The sequence below is a fragment of the Cupriavidus sp. P-10 genome (genome assembly GCF_003402535.2).
Lineage (GTDB): Bacteria > Pseudomonadota > Gammaproteobacteria > Burkholderiales > Burkholderiaceae > Cupriavidus.
Genome location: NZ_AP025174.1, coordinates 261,522 through 279,291 on the forward strand (window position 1 = coordinate 261,522; position 17,770 = coordinate 279,291).

The following is a 17,770-nucleotide window of genomic DNA, read 5'->3' on the forward strand; positions in this document are numbered from 1 at the left end:
GTCAAAAACTGGTCTGGGGTCGGGGCTGACGGCAGCCTCGGCGGAAAGGAGGTGCCAGCGCCTGCCCGCGCCCACGCCAAGTCGATGTTTACGCTGCGCCGGTAAAGACCGGCGCGCGTTTCTCGAAGAATGCCCTCACTCCCTCTACCGCATCCGGCATTACTTCCAGTTCCCGGGCGATTTTTTGCTCGAAGTCTTCCGCCGCAGCGACTCCTTGCCCTTCCCCAATGAGCACACCACGCTTCACCGCGCTAACAACGGCCGGCGCATTCGCCGCGATCTCGATAGCCAGATCAATCGCAACATTAAGAGCTTCGCCCGGTTCTACCAATGCACCGACAAAACCGGCTTGATAGGCATCAGCCGCAGAGAGCGGTTTTCCGGTCAGCATAAGTCGAAGCGCAGCAGAACGAGACATGAGAAGCGGCAACCGCCCAATCTGCCCGCCCTCTGGCAACATACCGAGACGCGCGCCCGGCGAGCCGAACATCGCGTTTTTGCTTGCGATACGGAAATCGCAGGACATTGCCAAGATGAGTGCTGCTGCATAGCAATGTCCATTCACGGCCGCGATGACCGGCTTTTTCATGCTCATTGGCCGGAGCATCGGGGTTTCACCCAAGCCGGAAGCCGCATGGGTGCCTGACGAGATCTCAGCGAGATCGTGACCGCTGCAAAAGGCTACCTGGCCCCCCCCAGTTACCACCACGGCGCGAACCCTTGCATCAGTCTCACACGCCTCGAACTGCGCAAGAAGGTCGGCGGCCATGCTTCCTTCCATCGCGTTTCGCTTCGGCTCATTGGAGATCGTCAGAATGCGGATATGGTCTCGGGTCTCTGACTTAATTTGAGGCATAAGTATTCCTGATAAAAATATGGTTACTTCTGTTCGCAAATCGTGTATCAGCGCCAGACCTTGTCTTGCGCGTCGTAAGCGCCGATCCGAAGATCAGGCTTCTCCTGACGCAGGACTTTTTTCTGGACCCGTTGAGAATCCGTCAGAGGGAGCGATGACCGGTATTCGATATATCGTGGGAGCTTGTAACCAGCCAGCAATGGTGCGCAATACGCTAGAATTGCCTCAGGCGTAACGACATCTGCACTGCACTCTGGGTAAAGCTGGATGTACGCCTTCACCTCCTCTTCACGATATGAGTCGGGTACAGCAATAACAGCAACGTCTTGAATCTCGGGCATGCTACGGATCACGCTTTCAACTTCTCGCGCGGAGATGTTTTCTCCGCTACGGCGAACCATATCCTTCATACGACCGAGAATATATAGATAGCCGTCCTGATCGATCCGCGCGATGTCGCCGGTGTGGAACCAACCGTTTCGGAAAGCCTCTTCGGTGGCTTCCGGATTCTTATAGTAGCCCTTGAGCAAGCCACGCCCGCGTACAACGAGCTCCCCTACGTCTCCCGGCTGGCATTCGTTACCCAACGCATCCAAGATTCTAAGTTCCCGGAATGGGGCTGCAATGCCACAACTTCCGGATCCACTCATTCGGGACAGTTCGCTAGCAGGGACATACGCCGCACCCCCAATCTCCGTCATACCATAGTACTCTTGGCCCCTGACATTGAAGCGAAGCTCAAAATCCCGATGATGATCCGGAGCAAAGGCAAAAATCGTGGCAAGCTTCAAGACATTTTGTCGATCCGACTCGATGGGCGGCTGCTTATATACCATCTCGAATAGCGCACAGTAGTCACATTTGAACTTCGCAACGTCCTGCATGAAGCGCTTCGCGCCCGCCTTTCGAGGGACGATGACGGCTCCACCACACACCATCGCATTCAAGAGAATGCGCTGTCCCACCATATAGAAAAGGCTAGACCCTAAATAGAAACGCCGTAGCTCAGTGCCAAAAAATGCCGCCGAGCTAAATGCGAGTACCAGCCAGTAATCGTGGGTCAGCATGCACGCCTTTGAAAAGCCCGTTGTTCCCGAGGTGTACTGAAGATTGAGTACGCTTTCCCGATCCGTTGGGATCGGGGGGAGCGCAGCCTTTGTACCCTTGCGCATGAGCTCTGACCAGGTGCAGGCGCCGACCGGAGCTGACGCGCCGATGACAAACAGCCGCTCAACCGGAATGGGCATCTTTGTGAGCTCTGTCAAACGAGCAACAAATTCATCTTCGATGATCAGGAACGAGGCGTCCGAAGTGTCCAGGACGTACTGAATCTCCCGGGACAGATAGGCTGCATTCACTGGGACCATTACGGCCTGTAGCCGTGCGAGCGCCAGCCACGTGAGCGCGAATTGCTCGCAGTTCCACGCCATGACCGCTACATGAGTACCCGGCCCAATTCCGACTTCCGAGAATGCCGCAGCAGTTCGATCGACGGCGTCAAGCACCTCTCGCCAGTTCTTTTTTACATCACTATCGATGAAATGCCATGCGAGAGACTCTCCCTGCCGAACTGCCGTCTGACGCAGAAGTTCATACACCGACACGGGAAGCTGCGCGCCCTCAATGCGCTTGCGAAGAGCGCCAGAATCCTCTGTACTGAAATCTTCAAACATTTGTTTCTCTAATTCAAAAAAATTATTGGACTTCTTTCCCGATCTCGCGGGGCCGTGCGAGAAACTCTGAAACTGCGAGGGCGAGTATCGTCAGAACAATAAGCAGAGTGGCTACTGCGGCGACGACAGGCGTCAGGTCGTCCCGGACATTCGACCAGATCCGCATTGGCAAGGTCTCATTTCGTCCCATGATGAATAGCGCCACCACCAACTCATCGAAGGACACGAAGAAGGCAAAGATTGCCGACGAAGTCAACGCAGGCCAAAGGGACGGTAGCGTGACAAACCAAAAAGCTTGCCACGGGCGAGCGCCCAATACCCTGGCTGCTTGCGTCAATGTTTCACCGCGTTGCCGCAGTGCGCCAGAGACGTTTGTGACAACAAACGGCAATGCCAGAACCGAGTGGGCAAAGATGATTCCAAGTACAGATCCGTACAGATGAAGCTTACTGTATAGAAGCAGGATCCCCAACGCCAAGATGATTACCGGGACGACCTGGGGACCGAGAAACGCGCCGCGTAAGAACTGGTCCACTCTTAGATTACGTCGTAACGCGATGGCAGCCAGCGCACCCAAGATCGTGGCCAAGGCAGCCGAAGCAAACGCAACAATCAGACTTCGCGTAGTCGCCGAGATCCAGGCCTCACTCTCAAAGAACTCCCCATACCAGCGAAGAGTGAAACCGCTCGGTGGAAACTTGAGATACGTAGTTTCGCTAAATGACATTGGCGCCACCAGGAATACTGGCATTAGCAGAAAGAGCAGGACTGCTACTACATATGCAACCAGCGCTGCCTTACCAGCATAAAACCGCGATCGTTGTGTCATCGAGATCCCCCTTCTGTTGTCAGCAACGTGTAGCGTCGCAGCAGCAGCGTTGCCATACCTACGATAAGCAAGCCGACAACAAGCAATGTCACGCCCAACGCGGAGGCGAGATTCCACTCGAGTGTCTCACTAACTTGCTGGGCAATGACATTAGAGATCATCATGTCTTTGGGCCCACCTACTAACGCCGGCGTGATAAAAAAACCTAGAGAGAGAACAAACGTCAGAATCCCAGCGGAAACAGCCCCTCCCGCACTCAATGGCAGGAACACTGAAGCAAACGCACGCCAAGGTCCAGCGCCGAGAATTCTCGCCGCGCTCATCAAGGATCGATTGATGGCCGACATCGACGAAAACATCGTCAGAATAGCTATCGGCAGCAGGACCTGGATCATCGCGGCATAGACCGCCCCCCTGGTGTAAAGCAGATGCATCGGACCAGTACTGAGTCCCACCGCCTGCGAGAATGAGTTGATCAAGCCATCGCGTCCGAGCAAGACAATCCAGCTATACGTTCTAATGAGAACGCTGAGCCATAAGGGAGTCATTATTAGGAGCAGCAGTATGCGCTGCTGCGCTGGCGGACGTCCGACCAGGTAGTACGCAACGGGATATCCCAAGATGACACATGCCGCGCCGACCGTAGCCGACAACGAGATGGTATTGATGAGGATCGTCCTGTATGGGCCGGCCTGAAGTGCTGCGCGGAAAAAGGCCGTTGTCCATCCCGAGTCCGCCTTAATGCTCCAGAGCGCGACCTCACCCACCGGCACCACGAAAAGCAGCACAAAGACGATTGCGGCAGGCAGAATCGACCAATAAGGCCAGTTAGGCCGAAGCTTCTGATCCCTGGAAGGAACCTCGGCAGATACGTGTGTAGATGAGAGATTCATTGCAACTCGATTCTGTTACTGGAGACGCCATGCCTTCCATCGGGCCAGAATTACATTCTGGTGATCAGCCCAGAAGTCGGGGTTGAACGTGAATTGCAATGCTACGTTCACGGGCGCAGTAGGAAGTGCCTTGGCTTCATCGGCACTGAGTAGCTTGAACATCTCTGGATTGAATCCTGCGTAAGGGAGTTCGCGGGCAATTTCGGCCAGACGATTGGGGTCATTCCAGCAGAATTTCATGAAATCCATCGCGGCAGTCGGACTCTTCGCGCCTTTCTGGATGGAGTAATAGCTCACATTGAGAGAACCTCCATTCCAGATCATTGCTACCGGAACCTTGTCTTTCTGGATCTGCGTGATACGTCCATTGAATGCGCTCGCATAGAACACGTCGCCAGATGCAAGAAGCTGAACCGGTTGCTGACCCGTGGTCCACCAGACGGTAATGGCCGGCTTAATCTCATCCATTTTTTTGAAGGCACGGTCAACCCCCCCTGGTGCCTTCAGAACGTCGTAAACTTTATCGACAGGGACCCCGTCTGCTATCAGGGCAAACTCCAGATTCTCGATTGGTGAATCGCGAAGCGTGCGTGGCCCTGGAAACTTCTTCACATCCCAGAAGTCTCTCCATCCCGATGGAATTTTGCCAACCGGTGCCTTATCGGTTCTGTAGCCAATCGTTGTGGAGTAGGCAATGGCCCCGACCGCATAGGGGTGTCGTGCTAGCGCGTTCAACTTATTCTCGGGATCGACGCGTTTCCAGTCGATGGGCTGGAGCCAACCGTTACGCTGGGCGACGGGCAGGGAGGCGCCTTCAGTGGGAGAAATATCCCATAGGACATTGCCTGTAGTTTGCTGAACGCGAATCTGTGCCAGCGAGTCACCAGTAGCTGCCTGCGTTACGGTAATACCGGTCTTTTTACTGTAAGGGTCAATGCAAACTTTTTTTAATGTCGCCGCCCAAGTTCCCCCATAATTGGCCAGAACAATCGATTCTGCATTGACCGTACTAGAAGTGATTATTGGAATTGCAACGGCGACGGAAAGCATTACAACACGTGAGATTTTCATTTTTAACTCCCGGCTATACGAAGTGGTCGCAGTCAATGGCCTGGCACCATGACAGCGTCCTGAGGACTGAACGCGAGGCGGATTTTTTCTCCACGGCTAGCCACGTTTGCATGACTCGCTCTTGGTTCTCGAAAATTGACACTGAATCCGCTTGCATGTTGTGCGCTGTATTCGATCACGTCGCCGAGAAATACGGCCTCGCTTACCGTGACCTCGATGACCAAGTCCTGTTCGCTAGGCTGCCTCCGCTCCAATTTCTCAGGGCGTATGCTCAGGAAACGCGCGCTTGCAGGATCAGCCTTATTGTCCGCTCGCCATTGAGCCCCCACGTCAGGCAGGTAAGCCGTCTGCTCGTTCAGTTCAAGTTTGAGGAGATTGGTCTGGCCAATGAACTGAGCAACGAAGCGTGTCTGCGGACGGTCGTACATCTCGGTGGGAGTTCCCACCTGTTCGATCCTGCCATCCTTCAAAACTACAATGCGATCCGACATCGCAAGGGCTTCCCGCTGATCATGCGTGACATACACTACGGTGCACCCTAGCAGATGCTGAATTTCCTTAATCTCGAATTGCAGGGCCTCGCGTAACTTGAGATCTAACGCGCCAAGCGGTTCGTCCATTAGTAATACAGGCGGCGCAAATACAATTGCCCTGGCAAACGCGACCCGCTGCTGCTGCCCGCCGGACAATTCCTTTGGCATTCGAGCCGCGTACTTCTCGAGGCGGACGGTATGGAGCGCTCGGTCTACTTTGGCAGCGATTTCGCTCCTTTTTACGCCACGCATGCGTAGCGGGAAGGCGATGTTCTGCGCAACCGACATGTGTGGAAACAGCGAGTAGTTCTGGAAGACCATTCCGAGATTCCGCCGTTCGGGGGGCGTGTATGTCACGGATTCGCCACCGATCGTGATCTCACCGGATGTTGCGGGCGCAAAGCCGGCCAGCGCATTCAGTACCGTACTCTTCCCTGAGCCACTGGAGCCCAGGATCGTTACAAACTCCCCCTCGCTGATCGACAGTGAAAAATCATGCAGCGCGGTCGTATCAGCATACGCTTTGCGCACATTGCGAAAATCGATTCTTGCTCCGTTCTTCATGCTGACTCTTAAAGGTTGGACTGTGAGCAGCCACCACAGTTGGGCACTAAACTGGTGGCACCAAACTTGACGCACCGGCTAAATTTGTACATCATGTCATATTTGGAGTCTATGTACATAACTGTAGGCTGTCAACACAGGTTTAACCCTAGCTAAGCTGCGGACCACGGATGAGTACAAGATCAGAAGCAATAGAGCTTTCCTACGCGGGATCACCGTTAGTGATCGAAGATGGCAGCCGCTTTGATGTGCTGCTAGAAGCACGGAGCAAGGATCGCGACTTTGGAAAGAGAGACCGGACCAGGTTTGCTGTGATGGCCTCGGTTGCCCGGCAACTCTCGGACAACCCAAGCAGAAATCCAGCAATGGAGACGGTTCTGGATGAAACAGGCCTGTCTCGGGGAACGTTCTACAACAACTTCACAGACATGGACGATGCGGTAGGGACAGTTCTAAGCGCATTTTTCCAAGCGCTATGGACCCGTCGCTCTCGACCGGCCGGGGCATTCAAACAAGGGGAAGACACCGATGCTGTCTACGAAGCAAACCTCTGGTACTGCCGCGCATATGAAACGAACGCCGGATTGTTTGCTGCTTTCACCAGGGTTGCCTCCTATACGCCAACAATACTGCGTATGCGCGAAGAAATGAATGCGGCATGGGTCGACCGGGTCATATCGGCGTCATCGAAAAAAAGGCTTCGTCCGCTGACCGATCGGGAGCACTTGGCCTTTCAGGGCGCATTGCGTTTGATGATCGCTATGTCAATCGAAGCCCTAAGGGAGAGATATGTTCATCTGGACTCCCTCCTTTCGCGTTCGTTTCCTGATTCGGAAAGTATGGCTCGCGGGCTAACCGACATTTGGAACGAAACCATCAAACGGCATACGGCGGGGTAAGCTTTCACATCAGGCTATTGCCGCCAATGCAGATGGGCCCCAATCTCCTTGCGCAGTCGCTCAGGCTTCTGCGGCAATACCACGCCGAATTCGGCCAGCAATCCGCGCATGCGGTTGTAAGTCGCGGTACGCTCTTCTACGAATCCCTGTCCGGTTCGATGCAAGCTCAGGGTTGCTTGCTGGCGCTCGTCCTTGACTGGCACAAAGCGCATGCTCGGTCGGGTCACCGCCTCGCAGATGGCCGCCGCGTCGGCTGCATCATTCTTGCCGCGCTTGCCGGACATCCGGTAAGGCGCCACCAGTCTAGGCGACATCAGCTTGACCGTGTGTCCGTGCTGGCGAAACAACCGCGCCCAGTAATGCGCGCCAGAGCAAGCCTCCATGCCTATCAGGCAAGGCGGCAACTGCGCAATCAGTGGCACCAACTGATGGCGTGAGACCTTCGGCTTGACCAGCACTGCCTTGCCGGCCTCGTCGACGCCATGAATGGCAAACACGTTCTTGGCAAGATCAATTCCAACGGTAACGATAGCCATGGACTTCCCCTTCGTTGGTTGTGATGCAGCTTCGACACGCCATCATGGCACGTCGGTGCCAACCGGCGGCTTCCGCCGCAACCTCGGGACGGGGAAGTCCCTTCCATTCGATTACCCCGAGGAAGAGTGGAATTGGCCAAGGCACACGCGACCACGTTTGAATGGCGCCGTACGAGCATCTTCCGAATCCAGTCTCCGAGCGCATCGGTGCGTCGGTGAAGGCGCGTCATCACGGCTCGGGCGCATTGAATCAGCAGACACCGCATCGTCTTGTCGCCCCGCTTGCTGATGCCAAGCAGAATCGGTCGTCCACCGGTGCTGTACTGCCTTGGTACCAGTCCGATCGATGCGGAGAAATCTCGACCGGAGCGGAAATGCTTGGCATCACCAAGCTCTGCGGCCAGCAAGCTGGCGGTGATGGCTCCGATGCCCGGGATGGCTAGCAGACGCTGAGCGTTGTCGTCTTCCTTGAGCTGCTGCGAGAGTTCAGACTCCACTTGCTTGACCTGGTCGTCAAGGTACTTGAAATGGGCGTGCAAGCGGTCTAGCACCTGCACGAGCCTGGGAGGCAGCGTGTGCTCGGCCAACGTGGCGGGCAGCCGCTCAATGACACGCATGCCCACGCGTAAGCTGATGCCAAACTCAAGCAGAATGCCGTGAATGCGATTGACGGTTGCCGTGCGTTCTCGCACCAATCCTTCCCTGACGCGATGCAGCGCGGCCAGCGTTTGCTGGGCTTCTGTCTTGGGCGTAACGAAATGCATGGCAGGTCGGGCAGCCGCCTCGCAAATGGCCTCCGCGTCCACGAAATCGTTCTTGTTGCCCTTCACAAACGGCTTGACGTACTGTGGCGCGATTAGCTTGGCTTCGTGACCGAGTGCCTGCAGCTCTCGCGCAAGGCAATGGGAACCTGCGCAGGCCTCCATGACCAGCGTGCAGGGCGGAAAGTTGCTCATCAAAAGGAGCAACTGCTTGCGCGTCACCTTCTTGCGCCAGAGTTCATGCCCACCGCGATCCTGGGCATGCAAGTGAAAGACATGTTTGCCGAGATCAATGCCGATCAACGCGACTTCACTCATGGCAGTCTCCCTCCGAGAAGTAACGCCTCCAGCCTAGGCGATGCATCGGGCGATCGGGCTGACCATTTCATTATGTCGTACCCCCTAGCTAAGGCTGGCATGCTGGCGGCGTCCCGTCTGCCGCATCCGCCGCAACAGACCCGGCGGGCGCCGGCCTCAACGGCCAGCGCGAACAGACCCGCACTTACTTCAGCTTCTTCAACCGGTTGTTCGCCGCACGCGCGCCTTCGGTACCTGGATACTTGGCCACCACCTGTTCCAGCGTTTTGCGCGCGGCATCCTTCTGGCCGGAGTCGCGCTGACTATTGGCCACCGCGATCATGGCGTCCGGCACCTTGGGATGCGTCGGGTTGGCATGGATCATTTTCTGCAGCACCCAGGTGGACCCCTTGTAGTCGCGCTGCGCGTAGAGCGAGTTGCCGAGCCAGTACTGCGCCAGCGGCAGGTAGGGGCTCTGCGGATATTTCTTGATAAACGACGAGAACGAATTCCCAGCGCTCTTGAAATCGCCCGTCTGGAAATGCTTGAGCGCGGCATCGTATTCGGGCTTCTCACCCGGCTGCGACGTGCCTTGGTGGTCTTCGACCGAAGCGTGCTGCAGCTCGAACTTCTTCAGGCGCGCATCCAGGTTGGCGTAATAGGCGGCGAGCCACAACAGGGTAAAAACGCGTACTGTCATAAATGGGTCGTCGTGGGTTGTGTCGGTTGGTCCTGGTCACATCGCCGTTGGACAGCGGGCCGAATGCATCGGCGGCCCTATCCCACCCGGAAAAACTCGACGCTCTGCCCCGCATTGACGGCGCGCTTGAGCCACGAGGGCATCTCGCCCTGCCCGTCCCAGGTCAGCCCTTCCGCATTGCGCTAGCAGACCACCGGCGCCGGTGGTGCGGGCGGTGGCGGGGGCGGTGGGGGCGGCGGTGGCGCGAAGCACCCCGCCGCGTCGAGCTCTTCGAGGGTGAGCCCGTAGTGGTCCATCTGCGCCTGGATCCAGCGGATCGCGTCCGCCCGCTCAGTCTTTGCTGTCATCGCTGCCGTCACTGCTGTCGTTGCCTTCGTCCTGATTGTTAGGCAGCGCCGCCGCCCCCGGCTCGTTGCCTGGCTCTTCCCCTTGGGCTTCCTGCGCAGTGGCCGCCGAACTTCCGGTCCGCCGAGGTTTGCTAGTCAGAATAGGGGCGGATCGGCCGCGCCCGCCAACCGGTCGTTCAGTACAAGAGATCGATTAGGAAACGCTCGGGCTTCTTGCCAATCCACGCGGGTGCCCGACCGCGCCCCGACCAGGTCTGGCCCGTCTTGGGATTGCGGTACCTCGGAGGCGGCGCGGCCTTCGTCTTGGTCGGAACAGCGCGGGCAGCGGGCTCAACACTGGGCTGGCCCGCAATGTCCTCAATGCTGAGGTCGTACTCCTGCATCCACTGCTGAATTTCCTCCACGACCTTTGGCACTTCCGTGGCTCGCAACTGCTCAAGTTGCGCATTGACAGATGCCAGTTGAGCGAGCAGTGAGGATTGGGACGGGCTTTGAGTTGCGGTAGGCGCTTTTTGCTCCTGTCGCGGCTTCCGGGTTCGCGTCTTCTGAGTCGGCGCTTCCGGGGCAGCCTCCACTCCAGGCAGTGCTATCTGCTTCGGCCCGCGCTTCCGGGTTGGGGTCTCTTGAGTCGTGACTTCCGGAGCGGCAACTTCAGCTAGGATTTTCGGCTTCCGATCGCGCTTCGGGGTCCGCCTCTCTTCCGGCGCTGCTTCCGGCGCTGCTTCCGGAGCGGCGGTTTCGGTGAGCGCTTTCGGCTTGCGACCGCGCTTCGGGGCCCGCGTCTCTTCCGGCGCAGCTTCCGCAGCGGCAGTTTCGGTGAGCGCTTTCGGCTTCCGACCGCGCTTTGGGGCCTGCATCGCTTCCGGCGCCGCTTCCGGAGCTGGGGCGTAAAGCGGTGCTACCGGGGCGGCCGTTTCGGCCAGTTCGTCCTGGGCGGCAGCTTCCGTCGGTTCGTCCGTGGCCAGGACTTCAACCGGAGCTTCGGCCACGGCTTCAGTGGTCGCTTCCGAGGGCATGGCTTCAATGGGCGCTTCCGGCGCGTCAGATTCAGTCAACGCTTCCGAGGCGGCGGCTTCCATCGATGCTTCCGGTGCCACGTCTTCCGTTGAAGCGTTTTCCGGGGCTGCGTAACGCCGCCGGCGCCGATATGACACGGTCGCCGTCGGGCCGCTCTCCCGGCTTGTGGACCAGAAGTCCATGCGTCGGGCCTGAGTGTCATTGCTGCCACTACCGACGCCTGCACCACTGGCTTCACCAATGACGGGATCCGCGTCGCGCATCGCCTCAGCGATGGGAAGCTCCATCTGACCAAGTCCGTCCGTCGCATTGCTCGCGACAACGGGTTCAACCACTTGCTCTGGGGCCAATTCGTTCTCCTTCATTGAAGTCACTGCACGTGCAGACGCTTCCTAATCCCATGGACGGTGAGACCTTGTCTCTTGCGTGTCGTTCGAACTTACCCATCGGCGTTTATGTGATGCAGGGTTGGGGGATTGCCCGTCGTCGTCCATCTGCGCCTGGATCCGGCGGATCGCGTTCGCCCGCTCAGTCTTTGCTGTCATCGCTGCCGTCACTGCTGTCGTTGCCTTCGTCCCGTTTATTGGGTAGCGCCGCCCCCGGCTCGTCGCCCTGTTCTTCGCCCTGCTCATCCTGCTGAGCTTCCCCCTGACCGTCGCCCTGCTCTTCCGGCGCGGTCGCCGCCGAACTGCCGCCCTTGCGCCGCCTTCCACCACCGCCACCGCCGTCGCGTTCGCGCGGCGCGACGCGCAGGGTGGCCAGCAACTGGCGCGCGAGCGCCGCTTCCGCTTCGGCCCGCTCGGCCCGGCGCTGCGCCGCGGCGAGTTCCGCCTGCACGGTGTCCAGGTCGCCCGCCGCCTTGCGCTGCGCCTGCTCGGTGGCCGCGAGCCGCTCGGCCAGCGCCACGCCCTGCGCTTCCAGCTTCGCGCGGCCCTCCGCCTGCGCCACCGCCGCATCGCGCGCCTCGCTGCGTGCCGCCGCCAGTTCGGCGCGCAGGTCTTCGGCCGTGCGCTCGCTCTTCTGGCGCGCGGTGCGCTCCTGGTCCAGTTCGCGCAGGCTGCGCCGCTCGCTGGCTTCCGCCCGTTCCTGCGCGAGCGTCACGGCCTCGCGCGCCCGCTCCAGCTCCGTCGAGAATTGGGTGCGCAACTCCGCCAGCTGCCTACCCGCGGCCTCCAGTTCCGCCCGCCCCGCATCCAGCCGGGCCTGGGTCGCCGCGTGCGCCTGCCGCTCCGCGACCAGCTCCGCCTGCACGGCGTCGTGCGCGTCGCGCGCCTCGGCCAACTGCGCTGAGAGGGCGGCCACCTCCTCCCGCGCCGCCGCGGTCTCGGCCCGCGCGGCGTCGCGCTCGGCCTCGGCGACGCTGGTCGCATGGCGAGCCTCGGCGCGCAGCGTGGCCAGCTCGCCGGTGGCGGCCTCGTTGGCCGCCTGCCAGATGGTCTGCACCGCCCCCGCCGCGATGTCCTTCAACGCCTCCGGCAAGTCGGGATGGTCGATGGTCACGCGCGCGCGCCCGCGCAGCTCCTGCCAGAACGCCTGCAACACCTCGGCAGGCGTGCCCATGCTGCCCTTGCGCACCAGGCTGTAGAGCTTGTTGGCCGTGGGCGTGACGCCGTAGCGAAAGAACAGCAGGCCGCAGACCTCGCGGTAGAGCGCGCGAGTCTCGGGAAAGCGGCTGCGCAGCTCGGTGAGATCCGCTTGCAGCGCGGCGTCGGTCAGATCCAGGTCGGCAGCGGGCATGGGAGAAGAAGACGGAAAAGTGATGATAAATATTACACCGTAATACGTAGTAAAACCGATTTCAGGTGGCATACTTTAGACATAACTGCGCTTATGTCTACAATGTCGAAGCTAGGTGTGATTTTTAAGGCTCTACGAGAGCCTGGCCGACGCTTGTCCTAACCAGGGCTGACGGCGCCCGGTACCCCCCGGGGCGCCGGCTCGGATCTCCGCTGGCGATGACAAGGCCGCAGTGACGGCCTGGTTGGCTCGCATCAAACCATTACGAACGCCGCGGTCTTTTTTAGTATCCCAAATAGACTACAATTTTGTTTGCTATTTTGATTTCATGACGTATATTGGAGTCGATGCGAGACCAACGAGACGCGCGCTGTGCAGACCGTACGAGTTGGCGGATTGCTGCCGGTGAGCCGGGAAGACGCGGCGTGGGGAAAATGTCTTGTTGCCGTGGACCGGGTCAGTGGATCCCCACAACACCCGCCGTAAGAACAGCAAAACAGAAGGAGACCTTTGATGCTGTCATTGATCAATCGCGCTTTTCGGGCGGCCGCTTTGGCCCTTGTCGGGATGGCCATCACCAGTGGACCGTTGCAAGCGCAAGGCAAGTATCCGAATCGGCCGATCAAGATGTTTGTCGGCTTCTCCGCTGGTAGCGCTACCGACATCGTGGCGCGCGTGGTGGCCCAATACCTGTCGGAACGGCTCGGGCAATCGATCGTTGTCGAGAACAAGACAGGCGTGGGTGGCAGCCTCGCGGCAGAAGCCGTTGCCCGCTCCGCACCAGACGGCTACACCCTGCTGACCGTGTCGAGCGCGATCGCTGTCAACCCTGCGGTGTATCCAAACCTCTCGTTCGACGTTGAAAAAGATCTCACGCCGATTGCATTGGTCGGCCGACTGCCTACCGTATTGCTGGTCCGGAATGACTTCCCGGCCAAAACGCTGAGCGAGCTTTTGTCATACGCACGTAGCCATCCCAAAAAGATCAACTACGGCTCCTCCGGCGTGGGCGGCTCATCACATCTGGCCACCGAATATCTCGCGACACTCACCAACACATCGTTCACGCATGTACCGTACCGCGGCAATTCGCAGGCTGTCGCTGCGTTGTTCGGGGGCGAGATCGACATGGTGACCGACACCATCCTGCTCGCTGCACCCAACATCCAGGCTCGTCGTGTCCGCGCGCTGGCCATCTCCAGCCAATCGCGCTCGCCGTTGGCACCCGAAGTGCCTACCTTTGCCGAGGCTGGCCTAAAGGGCTACGACGGCAGCTTGTTCTTTGGACTGATGGGGCCGAAGGGAATGCCTTCGGAGATCGTTCAGCGGATTAACCGCGAAGTGAATGACTTGCTGAAAAACTCGCCTGAACTGAAAGAGCGCCTGCAATCGGCGGGGGGCCTGGAACTCGTTGGCGGAAGTCCGGACCAGTTCCGCGTCACCCTGCACAAGGAAGTGCTCCAGTGGCGCAGCGTCGTGAAGAACGCCAATGTGACCGTCAACCAATGACACGAGCGGAGATTTCCCGAATGACTCCCAACCAACGTATCCAACCGCTGTCCGGGTACACCGTTATCGAACTTGGCTCGACCGTTGCTGGCCCCTTCTGCGGCAGGCTGCTGGCCGACTTTGGCGCAACCGTCATCAAGGTCGAGGTGGCCGAGGGCGACGCGTTGCGCTCAATGGGCAGCCATAAAGACGGCGTATCGCTGTACGCCCTTTCCATGTTCCGCAACAAGGAGTTGATTTCGGTCGACCTGCGCACTGAAGAGGGGCAATCGCTGTTACGACAGCTGATCAACAAGGCCGACTTCGTGGTCGAAAATTTCCGCCCTGGCACGATGGAACGTTGGGGCCTCGCTTACGAGTCCCTAAGTGCAAGCAACCCTGGTTTGATCATGGTTCGTATCAGTGGCTACGGTCAGGATGGCCCATACAGTCTCCAGCCAGGCTACGGCGTGATCGGTGAAGCCATTAGCGGCCTGCGCTCGATTACTGGCGATCCAGATCGCCCGCCGGCACGAGTTGCCACCTCGCTGTCGGACTACCTCACGGGGCTGTATGGAGCATTTGGCGCGCTGCTGGCGCTGGAAGCCCGCCACCGCACAGGACGCGGCCAAGTGGTGGATACCGCGCTGGCCGAATGCGCATTTAGCTTCATGGAACCGCACGTCATGGCCTACGACCAACTTGGCGTTATCGCCCAGCGGGCGGGTTCACAATTGCCAGGGTCCAGCCCCAACAACCTATATCAAGCCGGCGATGGCTGCTACATCCATGTTGCAGCGCTTGCGGACCCAATCTTCCGACGCCTTTGCGTGGCGATGGGTCAGCCAGAACTGGCCAACGAGCCTCGCTACGCCTCTAACATGATGCGCAGCCAACACAGCGATGAGGTGGATGCTGTCGTGCAATGCTGGATCGGTGCGCGAACCTATCACGAGATTCACCAGGTGCTGGGCGACCACGATATCCCACATGCCAAGATCTACAACATCGATGATGTCTTTGCCGATCCCCACTTCGCCGCACGCGGCAGCATTCAACGCCGGCCGCACGAAAGGGTGGGCATGGTCGCTGTTCCGAACGTAACGCCGCGGCTCACCGAAACCCCTGGCGAAGTGCGGGAACTTGGTCGCGACACCGGCGCCGACACCGCCACAGTCCTTGCCCGCATGCTGGGGCTTACCTCCGAGGCGGTGTCCACTCTGCAGCGGCGCGGCGTCATTTATGACCCGGCCCTGGCCCACTGAGCCAGACTACACCTCAACTCTTCCCACAACGTTACGACATTTAAATTGCAAGGATGGAGGTTATGAGCATCAAAGTGAAATCGGAGGTGGTTGGTTCTGTCTGGAAGTGCGAGTGCGAGATTGGACAGACCGTAACCGAAGGCGACGTGCTCTTCATCATCGAATCGATGAAGATGGAGATTCCGGTAGAAGCGATGTACGCCGGTACGGTATCTCAGGTACTGGTCAAAGAAGGCGAGCCAATCGCCGAAGGCCAAGTGATGGCAGTAGTCGATCCGGCGTAAGGAGATGGCCATGGAAATGAACCATAGCATTCCCTCCGAGGACCTTCTGGAACTCGAACGGCGCCGCCAACTCGCGTTGGGACTCGGCGGGCCTGAAGCCATCGAACGGCATCATGCGGCCGGCAAGCTGACGATCCGCGAGCGCATCGAGGCACTCTCTGACAAAAACTCGTTCCATGAAGTCGGCCGACTCACCGGCCAAGGCCACTACGACGCGGCCGGTGTGCTGACGAAGGTTACACCAGCGCCGTATGTGATGGGGCTAGCTAACGTGGACGGTCGTCCTGTCGCAATCGGCGGAGAGGACTATACCGTACGCGGCGGCACAAGCTGGAGCGGCGACCGGAAAAAAGGCGGTCAAGGTGGCTTCGTCGAAGATCTTGCCCTGAATTACAAGATTCCGCTGATCAACCTGATTGACGGCGTGGGCGGCAGCGTCACCTCTGCGCAACGGCGAGGCCATACAGTCTTTCCTGGCGTGCATGGCTTTGAAACGTCCGCAGCGCTGCTTGGCCAAGTACCGGTTGTCAGTGCCGTGCTGGGTACGGCAGCAGGAGGGCCAGCCGGAAGGGCTATCATGTCACACTGGTCGGTGATGGTGAATGGCACCAGCCATGTTTTCGCCGCAGGGCCCCCGGTGGTGAAACGTTCGCTTGGCCAGGAAATTTCTAAAGAAGACCTCGGAGGCGCCCCGATTGCAGTGGCTTTGGCTGGATCGGTAGACAATGCCGTTGAAACCGAGGCGGACTGCTTCGCGATGATCCGGCGCTATCTGTCGTACATGCCGCAGAACGTGTGGGAACTGCCGCCAGTGACGCCGTGCGATGATCCGACCGATCGTCGCGACGAGGAACTGGCGACCATCGTGCCATCCGCTAGGCGTAAGGCTTATGACATGCGCAAGATTGTGCGCATGGTATTTGACCGTGGCTCGATGTTCGAAATCCAACCCACATACGGCAAGGCGGTAATCACATGCCTAGCGCGTTTGAATGGCAAGGTTGTGGGCGTGGTAGCGAGCAACCCCATGGCTTACGGTGGGGCCATTGATGCCAAGGCTGCGCGCAAGCAAACGCACTTCATCGAATTGTGTGACACCTTCCATATCCCTTTGGTGTTCCTGGTGGATGTGCCCGGCTTTATGGTCGGTCGCGACGCAGAGGCTCAGGGTACCCTTCGCGAAGGCATGCGCAGCGTGTTCGTCAGTCTGCAGGCTACTGTGCCGATAGTGACGGTAGTCATTCGAAAGTGCTACGGCATGGCAGGCATGGCAGCCACCGATAAAAACGGCTTGGGCCTCAAGCTCGCGTGGCCGACGGCGGAATGGGGCTCGCTGCCGATCGAGGGAGGCGTGGCTGCAGCGTTTCGGCGCGAGATCGCTGCGTCCGAAGATCCTGCGGCAAAGGAACGCGAGCTCGAACATCACCTGCGTCAGCTCGCATCACCCTTCCGTACCGCGGAGGCCTTCGGCGTGGAGGACATCATTGACCCCCGCGAGACTCGCCAGACGCTTTGCCGCTTCATCGACGCTGCTCAGATCTCGCTGAAAACCACGCTGGGCCCGAAACTTAGGGCCGGCGTGCGCCCGTAACAGTATCGACGTGCCTTTTTTCACTAGTCCACTGAATCATTGAGATTGGAGGTGAAGGGCATGTCATGCGGGATACAGCGCTAGGCGCAAAGCGCAGCAATAGCACGGCTATTGCGAGCATTTGCAACGACGCGATGTGCCCGCATTACATGGCAGGCACCGACCGATTTTCTTGTTTTCACGAACTGGCGGGACCGCCCGACGTAGTTGGGAATGGTGCGCTCAAGGAGGTGTTCCTGGCCGAACATGCCACCAGTACGTTCGGAGAGCGATCGGGCTGTGGCACCGAGCATTTCGAGCTTGGGCGCATCGCCAAAGTGAATGCGGTCGAAGCCAGCACCGGCTTCGACTGAGCGTGGGCGTGGGCGTGGGGCGGCATTCGACGCGCACTTGGGCTCACCAGATATTGAGATCTAGGAGATCAACAAC

14 protein-coding genes and 4 pseudogenes are annotated in these 17,770 nt (G+C 58.9%); 6 read left to right on the forward strand and 12 right to left on the reverse strand.

Translation table 11 applies throughout. The features are described 5' to 3' along the window. Positions 1-88 precede the first annotated feature (88 nt). From CTP10_RS40705 to CTP10_RS40730, 6 genes are read right to left on the reverse strand one after another with little or no spacing between them, the layout of a single operon-like run. On the reverse strand, positions 89-856 hold the full coding sequence (locus CTP10_RS40705; RefSeq protein ID WP_116321245.1) for an enoyl-CoA hydratase/isomerase family protein: 768 nt from the start codon (positions 854-856) through the stop codon (positions 89-91). Positions 857-903: 47 nt separating this feature from the next. Then, the gene (locus CTP10_RS40710) at positions 904-2,529 is read right to left on the reverse strand and encodes a class I adenylate-forming enzyme family protein (RefSeq protein ID WP_116321246.1); all 1,626 of its coding nucleotides are present in this window, start codon (positions 2,527-2,529) and stop codon (positions 904-906) included. Between the two features lie 22 nt (positions 2,530-2,551). Continuing rightward, a complete protein-coding gene (locus tag CTP10_RS40715; RefSeq protein ID WP_116321247.1) occupies positions 2,552-3,358 on the reverse strand; it encodes an ABC transporter permease in 807 nt (268 codons plus the stop codon). Then, positions 3,355-4,251 carry an ABC transporter permease gene (locus tag CTP10_RS40720; protein ID WP_116321248.1) on the reverse strand — a complete coding sequence of 299 codons (897 nt, stop codon included), beginning with the start codon at positions 4,249-4,251 and terminating at the stop codon, positions 3,355-3,357. Before CTP10_RS40720 ends, CTP10_RS40715 begins: the two co-directional genes overlap by 4 nt. Positions 4,252-4,266: 15 nt before the next feature. Next, positions 4,267-5,322, reverse strand: coding sequence for an ABC transporter substrate-binding protein (locus tag CTP10_RS40725; protein WP_116321249.1), 1,056 nt, complete (start codon positions 5,320-5,322; stop codon positions 4,267-4,269). A gap of 32 nt (positions 5,323-5,354) precedes the next feature. Continuing rightward, a complete protein-coding gene (locus tag CTP10_RS40730) occupies positions 5,355-6,419 on the reverse strand; it encodes an ABC transporter ATP-binding protein (protein ID WP_116321250.1) in 1,065 nt (354 codons plus the stop codon). A gap of 170 nt (positions 6,420-6,589) precedes the next feature. On the opposite strand from CTP10_RS40730, the gene CTP10_RS40735 reads away from it, so the two are divergent. Next, the gene (locus CTP10_RS40735) at positions 6,590-7,318 is read left to right on the forward strand and encodes a TetR/AcrR family transcriptional regulator (protein WP_147316230.1); all 729 of its coding nucleotides are present in this window, start codon (positions 6,590-6,592) and stop codon (positions 7,316-7,318) included. A gap of 35 nt (positions 7,319-7,353) precedes the next feature. Here CTP10_RS40735 and CTP10_RS40740 read toward each other — a convergent pair. From CTP10_RS40740 to CTP10_RS40765, 6 genes and pseudogenes are all read right to left on the reverse strand, one after another. Next, positions 7,354-7,854, reverse strand: a pseudogene (locus CTP10_RS40740) (IS110 family transposase); the annotation flags it as partial. Between the two features lie 131 nt (positions 7,855-7,985). Next, positions 7,986-8,933, reverse strand: a pseudogene (locus CTP10_RS40745) (IS110 family transposase); the annotation flags it as partial. Between the two features lie 184 nt (positions 8,934-9,117). Then, positions 9,118-9,573 (reverse strand): annotated as a pseudogene (gene ybgF / locus CTP10_RS40750) (tol-pal system protein YbgF); the annotation flags it as partial. Positions 9,574-9,689: 116 nt separating this feature from the next. After that, positions 9,690-9,959 (reverse strand): annotated as a pseudogene (locus tag CTP10_RS40755) (H-NS histone family protein). Between the two features lie 176 nt (positions 9,960-10,135). After that, on the reverse strand, positions 10,136-11,341 hold the full coding sequence (locus CTP10_RS40760; protein ID WP_116321252.1) for an H-NS histone family protein: 1,206 nt from the start codon (positions 11,339-11,341) through the stop codon (positions 10,136-10,138). 163 nt (positions 11,342-11,504) lie between these two features. Beyond that, positions 11,505-12,713 (reverse strand): DNA-binding protein, encoded by a 1,209-nt coding sequence (locus CTP10_RS40765; protein ID WP_116321253.1) that lies wholly within the window; start codon positions 12,711-12,713, stop codon positions 11,505-11,507. Between the two features lie 513 nt (positions 12,714-13,226). On the opposite strand from CTP10_RS40765, the gene CTP10_RS40770 reads away from it, so the two are divergent. The 5 genes from CTP10_RS40770 to CTP10_RS40790 all read left to right on the forward strand — a co-directional run bounded on the left by CTP10_RS40770 (position 13,227) and on the right by CTP10_RS40790 (position 17,694). Beyond that, positions 13,227-14,222 carry a Bug family tripartite tricarboxylate transporter substrate binding protein gene (locus tag CTP10_RS40770; RefSeq protein ID WP_116321254.1) on the forward strand — a complete coding sequence of 332 codons (996 nt, stop codon included), beginning with the start codon at positions 13,227-13,229 and terminating at the stop codon, positions 14,220-14,222. Positions 14,223-14,242: 20 nt separating this feature from the next. Continuing rightward, the gene (locus tag CTP10_RS40775; protein WP_116321255.1) at positions 14,243-15,466 is read left to right on the forward strand and encodes a CaiB/BaiF CoA transferase family protein; all 1,224 of its coding nucleotides are present in this window, start codon (positions 14,243-14,245) and stop codon (positions 15,464-15,466) included. 62 nt (positions 15,467-15,528) lie between these two features. Continuing rightward, positions 15,529-15,750, forward strand: a complete 222-nt coding sequence (locus CTP10_RS40780; RefSeq protein WP_116321256.1) for a biotin/lipoyl-binding carrier protein — start codon at positions 15,529-15,531, stop codon at positions 15,748-15,750. 10 nt (positions 15,751-15,760) lie between these two features. Next, the gene (locus CTP10_RS40785) at positions 15,761-17,341 is read left to right on the forward strand and encodes an acyl-CoA carboxylase subunit beta (RefSeq protein ID WP_116321257.1); all 1,581 of its coding nucleotides are present in this window, start codon (positions 15,761-15,763) and stop codon (positions 17,339-17,341) included. 149 nt (positions 17,342-17,490) lie between these two features. Next, complete coding sequence (locus tag CTP10_RS40790) at positions 17,491-17,694, forward strand: hypothetical protein (protein ID WP_147316231.1); 204 nt, start codon at positions 17,491-17,493, stop codon at positions 17,692-17,694. The last annotated feature ends 76 nt before the right edge of the window (positions 17,695-17,770 follow it).

Bases quoted from the DNA above. Each gene is read 5' to 3' on its own strand.
- CTP10_RS40705 (WP_116321245.1), bottom strand. From the start codon at position 856: ATGCCTCAAATTAAGTCAGAGACCCGAGACCATATCCGCATTCTGACG.
- CTP10_RS40710 (WP_116321246.1), bottom strand. From the start codon at position 2,529: ATGTTTGAAGATTTCAGTACAGAGGATTCTGGCGCTCTTCGCAAGCGC.
- CTP10_RS40715 (WP_116321247.1), bottom strand. From the start codon at position 3,358: ATGACACAACGATCGCGGTTTTATGCTGGTAAGGCAGCGCTGGTTGCA.
- CTP10_RS40720 (WP_116321248.1), bottom strand. From the start codon at position 4,251: ATGAATCTCTCATCTACACACGTATCTGCCGAGGTTCCTTCCAGGGAT.
- CTP10_RS40725 (WP_116321249.1), bottom strand. From the start codon at position 5,322: ATGAAAATCTCACGTGTTGTAATGCTTTCCGTCGCCGTTGCAATTCCA.
- CTP10_RS40730 (WP_116321250.1), bottom strand. From the start codon at position 6,419: ATGAAGAACGGAGCAAGAATCGATTTTCGCAATGTGCGCAAAGCGTAT.
- CTP10_RS40735 (WP_147316230.1), top strand. From the start codon at position 6,590: ATGAGTACAAGATCAGAAGCAATAGAGCTTTCCTACGCGGGATCACCG.
- CTP10_RS40760 (WP_116321252.1), bottom strand. From the start codon at position 11,341: ATGAAGGAGAACGAATTGGCCCCAGAGCAAGTGGTTGAACCCGTTGTC.
- CTP10_RS40765 (WP_116321253.1), bottom strand. From the start codon at position 12,713: ATGCCCGCTGCCGACCTGGATCTGACCGACGCCGCGCTGCAAGCGGAT.
- CTP10_RS40770 (WP_116321254.1), top strand. From the start codon at position 13,227: ATGCTGTCATTGATCAATCGCGCTTTTCGGGCGGCCGCTTTGGCCCTT.
- CTP10_RS40775 (WP_116321255.1), top strand. From the start codon at position 14,243: ATGACTCCCAACCAACGTATCCAACCGCTGTCCGGGTACACCGTTATC.
- CTP10_RS40780 (WP_116321256.1), top strand. From the start codon at position 15,529: ATGAGCATCAAAGTGAAATCGGAGGTGGTTGGTTCTGTCTGGAAGTGC.
- CTP10_RS40785 (WP_116321257.1), top strand. From the start codon at position 15,761: ATGGAAATGAACCATAGCATTCCCTCCGAGGACCTTCTGGAACTCGAA.
- CTP10_RS40790 (WP_147316231.1), top strand. From the start codon at position 17,491: ATGGCAGGCACCGACCGATTTTCTTGTTTTCACGAACTGGCGGGACCG.